Origin of the sequence: Anaerococcus sp. AGMB09787 (assembly GCF_022808955.1) — a bacterium.
Taxonomy (GTDB): domain Bacteria; phylum Bacillota; class Clostridia; order Tissierellales; family Peptoniphilaceae; genus Anaerococcus.
This window is the reverse complement of sequence record NZ_JAKZEY010000035.1, coordinates 1-10679: the sequence shown is the minus strand read 5'-3', so window position 1 is coordinate 10679 and position 10679 is coordinate 1. Positions and strand designations below refer to the sequence as shown.

The following is a 10679-nucleotide window of genomic DNA, read 5'->3' as shown; positions in this document are numbered from 1 at the left end:
GAAAAAAGGACCTGCTCGAGGCAAGTCCTAATCAATTATTTATTTCAAATATTCTACGATTGTTTCTTTATAAAGTTCTATGAAGTCTAGGTATTGGCTTAGTTCTACTCTCTCGTCTGTCTTGTGGCTTAGAACAGGTATACCTGGTCCGTATACGCAGATGTTCATCTTATCATTTGCCTTGGTAAATTGAGCAGCGTCAGTTGTTCCTGATAGCTCTATTGGTTTTACCACGTCTTCTTCACCCTCTAGGGCTTTTTGGGCTACTTCTCTTATCTTAGGATTTTCGAATAATTTTTCGATATCGACACCTAGTTCTTCAAACATTTGGGTTACAAGCTTGCTTGGTTTTAGGTTTTCATTCTTGTTGGCAACTTCTAAGATTGCCTTCATTAGATCAGAATCTGGGTCAGTTAGAACTGGTTCTAGGTCAGCAGTTACTTTTACTTCTAGGTTTACTCCAAATTCTTCATTTAGTTCATCCAATACTTCTTTTACTACATTTATTACATCTTCGTTGTTAAATTCTGGAATTGTTCTAGCATTTGCTTCGAATTCTGCATAGTCAGGAATTGAATTTACTTGGTCTCCTCCTGTTATAACCGTGATGTTGTTAAAGGTCTTGCCTAGGATGTCATTCTCGTATTTATCAGCTTCTTTAGCTAATCTCTCCTTGATTCTAACTATAGCATCTGACAAGTGTTCTACTGCGTTTGATCCTAGTTGTGGGGATGATGAGTGGGAAGATAATCCCTTGGATACTACCTTGTAGTTAAGGGAACCCTTGTGGGCATAGGCTACACCAACATTAGATGGCTCAGCTATTATCATAGCGTCTACATCATCTATGAGGCCTTCTTCTGTTAGCTTGCCTGCACCAAGTTGACCAATTTCTTCACCTACAGTAAGGATAAGTTTAATTTTACCCTTAAAATTTTGTTCTTCATTAGCATGAATAAAGGCATGGACTAGGGCTGATACTCCACCCTTCATGTCAGATGCTCCCCTACCCCATATTACATCATCTTCGATTACTCCTTCAAAAGGTGGGTGGGTCCAGTCTTCTTCCTTGCCTGCGCTTACAACGTCCAAGTGACCAGTAAGTCCTAGAACCTTGCCATCGCCGTTTTCAATTTCTGCAAAGAGGCTGGCTCTCTTGTCGTCATTGTCATCTTCTATAAGTTTTGATTCAATTCCATTTTTCTTGAGTAGATTTTGAAAATACTCAGCTAGTTCTTTTTCGTTTCCGTTTTCTGTGTTTATTTTGATTGCGTCTTGAAAAGTTTTAATATATTGCTCTTTGTCCATATTAATCTCCTCCGTTATTATATATATTCCCAAAAACTTCGAAAAATAACATTTTAATCTGTATTTTAATTTATTTAATAGTTAAAATCGTATTTTTATTGACTAATGCTAAGTATATTTAGCTATTATATTCCTCTAGCAAAGCCCGGAAATTATTTATGAGTAAAAGAAAAAAGGCGGGAGGGGAACCCACCTTTAATCTTTGACTAAACTATTTTCTTTTGCTTGCGAATAATCCTGCAAGAGCTGCACCTAGGGTAGCTACAACTCCTGTTAGTCCTGCGACTCCTGTCTTAGGGTTTGAAGACTTGCTAGGTTGATCCTTAACTTCTTTAGCTTCTTTTTTATCCTCAGTCTTTTCTTCTTTTACTTCTTTAGTAGCTACAGATTTTTCAGCTACAACTGTATTTTTGTTAGTATTTTCTACCACTTTATAAAGGTCTAGGCCGATTTCTTTAGCTCTAAATCTTAGAACTCTTACAGCTCCGTCAGTTTCAGCTTGGCTAGCATTTTCATCAGCCAAGACAGCTTGAGCTGTTTCTAAGGCTTGCTTGTATTCAGCTAGTTTATCAGCAGCTACTGCATCATTAGCCTTTAATTTCATAAGGTCGATTGCATCAACTAGGGCTTTCTTATCCTTAGCTGGATCAATTCTTCTACCATTTGCTATATTTTCGTCTGTTTTGTTGATTGTGTAATCATCTACTACATTTCCATCAACATCCATTGTTCTTATATTGAACCTATGTTTGCTGAAGGTTAGGATTGAGAAAAGTTGGCTTCTGTCATCTAGAGATCTTGCTACATACCAATTGTCTTCGCCAATTGGGTTATAGTATTTAGAGCCTGCAGATGTTGACATTGTCAAGAATACTGTTCCCTTTGGATCAGTTACTTCTCTCTTGTTATAATCTAGGGCGATACCATCAGTTATGATTTCTCCATTGTCATTTATCTTAATTCCGTGAGTCTTAGAGAAGTTGTTTTCGTCAAGGTCGATACTTGGGTTATCTAGGCTTGTTCCTATAGCATCTTCAAAGGCCATAACATCTTCACCAGCAAGAAGTTGTTTAGATCTTGTATATATGTGGTCGTGTCCATTGAGAACTATGTCTACATTATTGTTGTTAAATACTCTAACAAGATCTTTTCTTCTTTGAATAATATCATCATCAGCAGAGTGGGTAGCTGTTGAGTATGGTGAATGGTGGAAGCTTGCTACGATAAAGCTGTAGTTAGATCCTCTCTTTTCTACTGCTTCCTTTATAGCATTTTCTACAAAGGACTCGTGTTTACTATTGTCTTCTTCATTAGAGTTGATATTTAAGAATAGGGTATCTCCAAATGAATACCAATAATCTCCAGGGAATTCATCAACACCACCTAGGTTGTTTCCTCTAACAATTCTACCATCAGCAGATTCATTTGGTAGGTAGAAGTGGTCCTTAAATACCTTGTTATTAGGATTTGTTTCATCTTCACCTATATAGGTTTCGTGGTTTCCTTCTATTGATACAAAAATATGGTTTCTATAAAATTCATCATTCAAGAATGCATCATACTCACCTTCATAAGTAGCGATTTCTACGTTATCTCCCATTGATAGATAGAAATGTGGATCAGCTTTTTCAGCCCTATCTAGGACTTTCTTGAAGTCTACCTTATCTTGGTCAACCTTAGCTTGGGTGTTCTTGTTAAGACCTTGCTTATCCCAAACACTATCTCCAGATCCAATTTGTGGGTCACCGAAATATGCCACTGTAAATTCATTATCTTCACCTAGTGGCTTAACGTCAAAGGAATAAGTTTGACTAACTTCATCACCTGTATGAACATAGTATGAATGACTTCCAGCTTCAAGTCCTGTAATAAGAGCTGTGTAAGTCCAATATCCTCCATCATCGTCTGTTAGATTTCCACTTGCCTTGTATGACTTACCATCTACAACAGCAGCTGATACTGCATCTTGGTTAGCAAACCAAGTAATAGCAACTTCGCTTTGGTCTGAACCAGGGTTTATTACAATGTCCTTGATTGGATCTAAAACTTCTTGGAGCTTGTTGTTAGAATACTTACCATTCTTCTTGCCATACTCTCCATTAGTTTCTTCAAGCTTAGCCTTAACTTCTGGATCAATGTCAACTACGTTCTTATCTTCACCATAGGACTCTCTCTCAACTTCAGTAGCCCTGTTGTACTTGTCTGTACCATCAGATTCCCTACCGGCTGCTTCATTCTTTGGATAGTCCATACCATCTTCATAAACTTCATTAGTGAAGCCCGAATATGTGGTAACTTCACTAGCTTCTACTTCAGTAGCTACCTTATCATCCACATTTTTATCTTCTGCAGCAAGGGCATCACTTCCAAATAGTTGAGAAGAAATACCTGCAACAAGCAAAAGTGCTAATAATCTAGAATTGTTTTTTTTCATAATATCCTCCCTTTTTCTCTATTGTAAAAGGAAAATATAAGAAATTTGCTTTGCTTTTATAAAATTTATGTAAAGTTAGAGAGAATTTGTTTTACTTTTTGTTTTTTGATCTTTCAAATTTTACCTAAACTTTACAAAAATACCAGTAATTATATATAAATTAGTAGCCATAAAAAAACGCTACAGCCAGAGTAGACCGTAGCATTTATTTATTATCATTAGATTTCTAGGTTTTCTTTTATGAAGGTACCGTTGTTTAATTCTGTGAAGGCTTGGAAGAGTTCTCTCTTAGTGTTCATAACTATAGGGCCACCCCAAGCTGCCTCCTCATTTAGTTTATCTGATTGTAGGAATAAAACTGATGCATCTGTCCTTGCCTTGAAGTTAACCTTGTCTCCTTGGCTTAGGTGAACTGCTGTTTTTTCATCGATTACTTCATCACCTACTTCAATGTCTCCCTTTAGGGTAAACAAGGTAATTGACTTATCTTCCTTAACATCTAGGTCAAAGACACTGCCCTCTTTCATTTCAACATCATAGAAATCTAGTGGTAGATGGGATGACTTGTAACCTTGCTTGTCCTTGTATTCTCCAGCTAGAAGTCTTACCCTTATACCATCTTCTTCAATTTCCTTAATCTCAGCATTTTTGATTGCCTTGTAGGCTGGGCTTGTCATCTTGTCCTTAGCTGGTAGGTTGAGCCATATTTGTACGCCCAATACTTTTTCAGCTTCTGGGAAGACTTCTGAGTGCATGATTCCACTTCCAGCACTCATCCATTGAACTTCGCCATCATTTATTGTATCTTCATTACCAATACTATCCTTATGCGTTACTTGACCATGTTTAAGGTAGGTTATAGTTTCTATTCCCCTATGTGGGTGAGTAGGAAATCCTGCCTTGTAGTCATCATAGTTACTTGTATCAAATGAATCAAGCATTAATAATGGATCAAATTCTTCTACTGTTTGGTTTGATAATACTCTTACAAGACTAACTCCAGCGCCATCTACTGTGTTGAATCCTTTAACCTTATAGTCTACTTTTCTATCAGTCATTTATACCCCCAATTTTCTCAATAATCGTATCATATCCTTTACTTCTTCCTTAGATAGACCATCAAAACTTTCTCTTATTATATCTTCATTCTTAGGAAAAATCTCTTCAATTAGTTCTTTCCCCTCTTCAGTAAGGATTAATATTTCTCTTCTTTTATCGTCCTTATCCTTGTAGGATGATATTAGATTTTTCTTCTTCAAATTTCTAACTATAACTGGCATAGTACCAGACGAGCTTAAAATCTTATCCTTAACATCTCCTATACACATATCTCCCCTATGGAACAAGGCTTCCATTACTGCAAATTGTGAAAGACTTAGTCCATATTCTTTGACTAGTATGTTTGATTTTCTATCTATGGAATTTTTAAGTCTTGATATTCCTATAAAAGTTCTAAGTTCATAATTCATATTTGAAATTTCTCCTGTATTTATATATTACCTCTAGTTAGATATATTTCAAGATCAGAATCTTATATCACCTTTTATTAGCCTTTTGTGGTGCTTAACATTTCCAATACAACTACTTGAATCATTTTATTAAAGTAGAATTTTGACACAAATACATTAGTATTGTATAGTAAAAAAAATAATATAAATTGTAGGAGATCTATATGAATTATCTAATGTTTATCGGCATTACAGGCTTCGTTTTATTAGCTATATTTATACTATTGGAGAGTTTAATTATAAAGACTATAAAATCTAAAGCTATTTTCTATTTTTTAAAAAGTATCAGTATAATTTTGATTAGTTTTTTGCCACTCGGAATAATGTATAGAGATGAATATAGTATCATATCATTTTATTTTATTATATTTATCCTCATATTGCTTGCGGGATTGTTAGGTATTTATAACATTAGATATGATCTTAAAAATGGATTAGTTGTTAATGAATTTAAAATAATTTCAGTCAAAAGGCACCACAGGGCAAATAGACACGGAGGTGATTATTTTACTTTGAAAACAGAAGATGGTCAAACTTTTGATATAGATTGCTCTGATTATAATTTACTAAAAAATTCTCTATCAGTAAATAAAGATCTTACTGTCAAGATTGAATACTATCCAAAAAGTTTAATAATAAATAACATTTATTTAAATAAATAGATTCCAATATAAGAAGTCTTGCAGATATCTTGTTTATTAGACAAATATTCAAGTATCTCCTATATTTTTATAAAGATAGGGACAGAATAATCTATCCCTATAAATATATATAACTTTTACCTAGCTATGCGATTTTGCCATGAGATACTTTGATATCTTCATCATTATCTACAATGGCTTCTATGGCATAGACTAGTCCCTTGGTAATTACTTCAAGGTCCATAGATGGCATATTGGCCTTATTTATAACTTGCTCTGGTAAGAAAGGTATATGGATAAAACCTGTCCTTAGGCTAGGAAAATATTTATCCTTGAAATATGCTACTCCATAGGCTACGTGGTTACATACGAAGGTGCCGGCTGTATTTGAGATTTCTGCAGGTATATTGTGCTTTCTCACATTTTCTACCATTGCCTTTATCGGTAGGCTAAGTAGGTAAGCATCATTTCCATCTTCATATACCTTCTCATCTACTGGACTATTTCCTTCATTATCTCCTATACGGAAGTCATCTATGTTAATACCAACTCTTTCTATGCTTATGGCACTCCTACCACCAGCTTGACCTATAGAAAGAACTACGTCTGGATTTACTTCTTCGATTTTTTCCTTTATTTTATCAAGGCTCATGTATCTTACTGTAGGGATTTCCAGTTTTACAATATCTGCATCCTTTATCTTATCTGGCAAATTTTTTACTGCTTCTATGGCAGGGTTTATGCTCTCTCCCCCAAAAGGATCAAAGCCTGTTACTAATATTTTCATATTTCCTCCTTAATATGCAAGTACCATCATCAATACTATATGGACTATTACCATAGTCAAAGCCACAGGTAATTGGGCTTTTATTACAGTGTACTTGTTTTTCGTCTCTAAAACAGCTGCTGGTACTATATTGAAGTTAGCAGCCATAGGTGTTATAAGGGTACCACAGTAGCCTGCAGTCATTCCTAGGGATGCAACAACTGCTGGATTGGCTCCATTATTTATAACAAATGGTATCCCTATACCAAGGGTTATAACTGTGAAGGCTGCAAAGGCATTCCCCATAATCATTGTAAATACTACCATTCCAACTACATAAGCTACAACTCCTGCAAGTCTTCCTGCATCACTTATGATACCAGTTGCGATATTTCCTATCAAGACACCTACACCAGCTGAAGTAAATACTACTCCTAAACCACCTAGTAATTGTGGAAGTAGAGAAGAAACTCCAACTTGCATAACCATCTTTGTTGTATCATCTATGGTCTCATTTATCTTAGGTCTTGCTATAATCCAGCCACATACTAGAGCAAGGATTGATGATATAGCGAGAGTTTGAGCAGATGATAGTGCGAATGCTTCTCCACTTGCTATAACTATATTAAAAGATTTTAGTTGTGATAAAATCATAGCACTAAGACCCATTACTAGGGCAGGAATAAAGATCTTGTAGCCAACTTTCTTAGCATTATTTTCCTTAATTTGATCACTAACTTCCTCAAATTCTGAAGGGGTAACCTTATTAAATATAGATAAAATACCCATAACAACAAGCATTATTCCTACTATAATTCCACCATTTGCGAAATTCTTAATAATAAGTCCACCAAAGGCAAAACAAATTCCAAGAATTATCCAAAAAGACCCACTAGTAAACTTATTTTTATTCTTCCTAGTGAAAGAACGATGAGCTGTAAGGAAACAAACTATACCACAAAGCATATAAATAAATTCATCAATAGTACTTGAATTCTTAACTATAAAATCAAACATTTTTCATATCCTTTCCTATTTTTCTCTCAAATAAGTAACATTGGATAAGGGCAAGAATTAGCATAGCGACTCCAGCAAAGATAGAATACTTGGCAATATCAGCTGCTTCTACAGGAAATCCTGCCTCCTTTAATGTTCCTTGCATAAGCAAGACTCCACTTGCTAGAGGGAAGATATTTTGTCCATAAAAATTACCATAATTTTCCACAGCTCCGGCAAGACCCTTTAGCTCTTCAAACCTTACTTCTGTCAAATCAACCTTTTTCTCCAAGGCTCCTTGAGCCATTGGCAAAATAAGTGGTCTAATAAATTGAACGTGGCCACCCAGTCTAATAGATAGAGCTGCAGCGACCCATCTTATAAATAGATAAAGCCACAAAACAGAACCTGCAGAAGCACGCTTAAATTTAGAAATAAAGTCCCTAGCCTTCTCTTTGAGACCATACCTTTCCATAAGGGCTATAGTTGGGAAAGAAATAAGGAAAATACTCATTAACCTATTATTAACAAAACCCTCTCCCATAATTTGAAGGGTACCAAACAAACCCAGTCCACCAAAAAGTCCGGTAACAAGACCTGCTATAAGCACAACACCCAATACATCGAGTTTAAAAGCAAATCCAACGATTATGACCAAAACTCCTAAAAAAACTAAATTTTGACTCATATTAGCTCCTTTCATAAAATGTTTTCTTACTATTATTATAGCATTATTTACGTAATTAACTACAATAAATCATAAAAATAAATACAGAAAGTTTCATTAATTATTAAAAATACGGAAATAATTTATCTAATGAAGTAAAAATATATACTTTACCACACATAATAAAATATAAAAAAGAATTAATAAATGAGTAATCTAAAATAACTTAAATAAAGTATATGGGCTAAATGCAAATGTCCGTTACCCATTAACAAAAAAAGAATGCTGAAAAATCAACATTCCTAAGCGATTTTTGGCGCGTCATTGAAGCAATATCAACGCTTGTGGCTATCTAAAGGTTAAGATTTCACAAGATATAAGGCTTTAAAATTTCTTTAAAATATTTATCCGTTACCCACTAGTTACCCACTAGAAAAATTAATAATCTAACTTGTAGTGACTCCTTACTTATGTAGCCCCTTTTAAAATAAAATAAAAAAACTATAAAAACTTTTAAAAAAGACCTATCCATGAACTGGCCCCAAAAAGTTAGACCAAAAAACTAACTTAAGGAGGTCAGTTCACCATTACAGACAGGTCTTTTTTATTATCTACTTCTTACTCTCCCATACCTTAGACTCAATAGCTTGATTCAAAAACTTATCAACATTAGCAAACTCTTCATCAAGTATCTTTCTTGTTTCCTCATCTAGCATATCAACGATAGCCTTCTTACTTGCATTAAAAGCCTCTCCTGCTTCATCTAAGCCAAATGAGCCTTTATCCTTTAAGTCCTTCACAAAAGTTTGATTAGTAGTATTTACAGCCAAAGTTACAAGCTCCAAAGCTTTTTCAATAGCTTTTTTTGCATTTTCATTTTTAACCTTGCTAACTACATACCCTTTTACCTCATCAATAGCTATCTTTACTATTCCAAAGAAAGCTAGGGTGATTATAATTAGTATCAAATTGTTTATTATATTAGTCATATCTTATCTCCTTTATTTTGTACTAAAAAAGCGACTATCAAATGATAATCGCTTGTGATATTATTTTATATTCAATTCCTTTTTAAGTCCTTCTTGTAGAACTCTTGAAAAATTAATATTCTTATTCTTTGCCAACATTTCAAGCCAAACAGGAACAGTCAGCATCTTATTCTTATATACTTCTTTTACTTTAGAAAATTGATAAGGTAAATACACATTTATATATATAACCAATTGATTATCCTCTAATTTATCACCATCAATAACACTCATCTTTGGATAATCTTCCTTATCATAAAGCATAGCCCCTATGACTTCTTGGCAATTGCCTATCCCCTCTTCCAAGGTATCGGCACAAGTAAAAGCACCGTCAATATCAGGTATATCTATTGAATATCCTCCCTCTTCTTTAGTGAAAATAGCAGGATATGTTATCGAATTATTAACTTGATTCATTCAACCTACCTCCCTTTCATATGTGGGAACTTAGGGGCTATAAAAGCCCCAACTTTTTTAAAATACTTCTTTGTGTTCCAGTAGGATAGTTGTTTTTAGGATGTGGTATAGTTACCACAATACCATCACTATTTACAAAAATATAATGATCCCCATTGACTCTATCCAACCAAAACCCTTGCTTTTTTGCAAGTTTCATAAGTTCCCTAGAGTTATAACTCTTCATAAGAAGCGTCCTCCTTACATATATTATTATAACATATGTTTAGCATATGTCAAGAGGTTTTAAAAATCATTTTTTCCTACTCAATTATTTAACACGTTCTACTATTATTTTTCCTTTTTCGTTCAAAGGTATATTCTCCACTTTTTTATAAACGTCCATATATATTTCTCCCCTATCCCCATTGTAGGTAAATTCATAATAATATGCACCTTTCACTGGTGTACTCATCAAACACTTACTATTTTGTAAAGTTTTGCAAGTCCAAACAGAAAATACATCATCTGCATCTGTTTCTTCTATCATATCTACTCTTTTATTTTCATATTCAGCAACTTTTCTTTGACTTAATCTTAAAAATTCTTCGTGTTTTATCATCATTCCCTCCTAAAAAAGTATCCATGGAGTTGTATCTCCACTAGTACATCTATAAGCCACATACCTCCTTGCTCCACTGTATGAGATATAAGAAATCCATCTATAGCCATCACCTTCCCATACTTGGTCGTAGTTTATCCTTTGTTGTGGTCTATATTGTGCCACAATAGCTGCGTCAGTAGAAGGAGCAGTCCTTACATTACATACAGCTTGAGTTATCCCATGCCAACTCTCATCCTTAATCTTCTTAGCCTTATCACTACTTGCCTTAGGCTTACTTACCTTATTTACATTACCACCATATCTAGGTCTG

At 34.5% G+C, this 10679-nt stretch carries 13 protein-coding genes; 1 reads left to right on the top strand and 12 read right to left on the bottom strand.

The genetic code is table 11. The features are described from left to right. Positions 1-39: 39 nt before the first annotated feature. From MUN42_RS07550 to MUN42_RS07535, 4 genes are all read right to left on the bottom strand, one after another. Complete coding sequence (locus MUN42_RS07550) at positions 40-1308, bottom strand: ArgE/DapE family deacylase (RefSeq protein ID WP_243344071.1); 1269 nt, start codon at positions 1306-1308, stop codon at positions 40-42. Positions 1309-1519: 211 nt separating this feature from the next. Continuing rightward, positions 1520-3742 carry a metallophosphoesterase gene (locus tag MUN42_RS07545; protein WP_243344070.1) on the bottom strand — a complete coding sequence of 741 codons (2223 nt, stop codon included), beginning with the start codon at positions 3740-3742 and terminating at the stop codon, positions 1520-1522. A gap of 218 nt (positions 3743-3960) precedes the next feature. Continuing rightward, the gene (locus MUN42_RS07540; RefSeq protein ID WP_243344069.1) at positions 3961-4800 is read right to left on the bottom strand and encodes a pirin family protein; all 840 of its coding nucleotides are present in this window, start codon (positions 4798-4800) and stop codon (positions 3961-3963) included. Then, positions 4801-5211, bottom strand: a complete 411-nt coding sequence (locus tag MUN42_RS07535) for a MarR family transcriptional regulator (protein WP_243344068.1) — start codon at positions 5209-5211, stop codon at positions 4801-4803. Between the two features lie 203 nt (positions 5212-5414). Between MUN42_RS07535 and MUN42_RS07530 the strand changes: the two genes are divergently transcribed. Beyond that, a complete protein-coding gene (locus MUN42_RS07530; RefSeq protein ID WP_243344067.1) occupies positions 5415-5912 on the top strand; it encodes a hypothetical protein in 498 nt (165 codons plus the stop codon). Positions 5913-6036: 124 nt separating this feature from the next. Here the strand turns inward: MUN42_RS07530 and pcp are convergent, their stop codons facing one another. From pcp to MUN42_RS07490, 8 genes are all read right to left on the bottom strand, one after another. Continuing rightward, positions 6037-6678 (bottom strand): pyroglutamyl-peptidase I, encoded by a 642-nt coding sequence (gene pcp / locus MUN42_RS07525; RefSeq protein ID WP_243344066.1) that lies wholly within the window; start codon positions 6676-6678, stop codon positions 6037-6039. 9 nt (positions 6679-6687) lie between these two features. Further along, on the bottom strand, positions 6688-7674 hold the full coding sequence (locus tag MUN42_RS07520) for a DUF979 family protein (RefSeq protein ID WP_243344064.1): 987 nt from the start codon (positions 7672-7674) through the stop codon (positions 6688-6690). Continuing rightward, complete coding sequence (locus MUN42_RS07515; protein ID WP_243344062.1) at positions 7667-8341, bottom strand: DUF969 domain-containing protein; 675 nt, start codon at positions 8339-8341, stop codon at positions 7667-7669. Before MUN42_RS07515 ends, MUN42_RS07520 begins: the two co-directional genes overlap by 8 nt. A 590-nt stretch (positions 8342-8931) precedes the next feature. Continuing rightward, a complete protein-coding gene (locus MUN42_RS07510) occupies positions 8932-9309 on the bottom strand; it encodes a hypothetical protein (RefSeq protein ID WP_243344060.1) in 378 nt (125 codons plus the stop codon). A gap of 60 nt (positions 9310-9369) precedes the next feature. Beyond that, positions 9370-9765 carry a type II toxin-antitoxin system HicB family antitoxin gene (locus MUN42_RS07505; protein ID WP_243344058.1) on the bottom strand — a complete coding sequence of 132 codons (396 nt, stop codon included), beginning with the start codon at positions 9763-9765 and terminating at the stop codon, positions 9370-9372. A gap of 37 nt (positions 9766-9802) precedes the next feature. Next, positions 9803-9991, bottom strand: a complete 189-nt coding sequence (locus MUN42_RS07500; protein ID WP_243344056.1) for a type II toxin-antitoxin system HicA family toxin — start codon at positions 9989-9991, stop codon at positions 9803-9805. A gap of 84 nt (positions 9992-10075) precedes the next feature. Next, positions 10076-10366, bottom strand: coding sequence for a DUF6275 family protein (locus MUN42_RS07495; protein ID WP_243344054.1), 291 nt, complete (start codon positions 10364-10366; stop codon positions 10076-10078). Between the two features lie 9 nt (positions 10367-10375). Next, positions 10376-10679, bottom strand: a 304-nt coding sequence (locus tag MUN42_RS07490; RefSeq protein ID WP_243344053.1) for an SH3 domain-containing protein, incomplete at its 5' end; no start/stop codon positions are given.

What these genes read in the sequence shown, in the direction of transcription:
- MUN42_RS07510 (WP_243344060.1), bottom strand. Translation starts at nt 9,309, where the DNA reads ATGACTAATATAATAAACAATTTGATACTAATTATAATCACCCTAGCT.
- MUN42_RS07520 (WP_243344064.1), bottom strand. Translation starts at nt 7,674, where the DNA reads ATGTTTGATTTTATAGTTAAGAATTCAAGTACTATTGATGAATTTATT.
- MUN42_RS07540 (WP_243344069.1), bottom strand. Translation starts at nt 4,800, where the DNA reads ATGACTGATAGAAAAGTAGACTATAAGGTTAAAGGATTCAACACAGTA.
- MUN42_RS07530 (WP_243344067.1), top strand. Translation starts at nt 5,415, where the DNA reads ATGAATTATCTAATGTTTATCGGCATTACAGGCTTCGTTTTATTAGCT.
- MUN42_RS07515 (WP_243344062.1), bottom strand. Translation starts at nt 8,341, where the DNA reads ATGAGTCAAAATTTAGTTTTTTTAGGAGTTTTGGTCATAATCGTTGGA.
- MUN42_RS07495 (WP_243344054.1), bottom strand. Translation starts at nt 10,366, where the DNA reads ATGATAAAACACGAAGAATTTTTAAGATTAAGTCAAAGAAAAGTTGCT.
- MUN42_RS07535 (WP_243344068.1), bottom strand. Translation starts at nt 5,211, where the DNA reads ATGAATTATGAACTTAGAACTTTTATAGGAATATCAAGACTTAAAAAT.
- MUN42_RS07500 (WP_243344056.1), bottom strand. Translation starts at nt 9,991, where the DNA reads ATGAAGAGTTATAACTCTAGGGAACTTATGAAACTTGCAAAAAAGCAA.
- MUN42_RS07505 (WP_243344058.1), bottom strand. Translation starts at nt 9,765, where the DNA reads ATGAATCAAGTTAATAATTCGATAACATATCCTGCTATTTTCACTAAA.
- pcp (WP_243344066.1), bottom strand. Translation starts at nt 6,678, where the DNA reads ATGAAAATATTAGTAACAGGCTTTGATCCTTTTGGGGGAGAGAGCATA.
- MUN42_RS07545 (WP_243344070.1), bottom strand. Translation starts at nt 3,742, where the DNA reads ATGAAAAAAAACAATTCTAGATTATTAGCACTTTTGCTTGTTGCAGGT.
- MUN42_RS07550 (WP_243344071.1), bottom strand. Translation starts at nt 1,308, where the DNA reads ATGGACAAAGAGCAATATATTAAAACTTTTCAAGACGCAATCAAAATA.